Origin of the sequence: Aeromonas sp. QDB14 (genome assembly GCF_027707845.1) — a bacterium.
GTDB lineage: Bacteria > Pseudomonadota > Gammaproteobacteria > Enterobacterales > Aeromonadaceae > Aeromonas > Aeromonas caviae.
In genome coordinates this window covers 1-557 of record NZ_JAPCJD010000220.1, presented here as the reverse complement: position 1 = coordinate 557, position 557 = coordinate 1, and the positions used below count along the sequence as shown (strand labels likewise).

Here is a 557-nt window from a genome sequence, read left to right as displayed (position 1 = left end):
GGGGGAACCGCAGAATTCGGAAAAAATCGTACGCTAAGCTAACGGTGTTCTCGTGACAGCTCTTTGACTAGGCTTTCTAAGGCCATTCTGATAGCCCTGACTTCCTGAAAAGCCATGGCTAAAATTTGTGCGGCTAAAAGGGATAACCGATGGTAAAGTAAGTTATCCCTGTCGAGATACTGAAAAGCGTTATCCTCGTTTTTCCCAAAACTGTTTTGCCAGTTCGCTCAGAGCGCTAGTTAACTGAGCGACAGATTTCGCACTTTGCAAATTATTCTGCCCGGTCTGTACATTGGTATCAGCAGCATCGCGTATATTGATAATACTGCGGTTTATGTCTTCACTTACTGCTCCCTGCTGCTCGACCGCAGTCGCTATTTGCGCGTTCATGTCGGTAATTTCGTTAACGCGTTGGCCAATTCCATCAAGAGCTGTAGCTGCTTCCTCTGCGTGAGCTACACTCGTGTGCGCTTGCCGACTACTTTGCTCCATGACTGTAACAGCGGATTGCGCTCGCTCTTGTAGAGCGCTGATCATGCTTTGAATATCCGTTGTCG

General features: G+C 47.8%; 1 protein-coding gene. It reads right to left on the bottom strand.

The features are described 5' to 3' along the window. Positions 1–189 precede the first annotated feature (189 nt). A partial coding sequence (locus PG887_RS22610) for a methyl-accepting chemotaxis protein (protein ID WP_244056538.1) occupies positions 190–557 on the bottom strand: 368 nt, incomplete at its 5' end.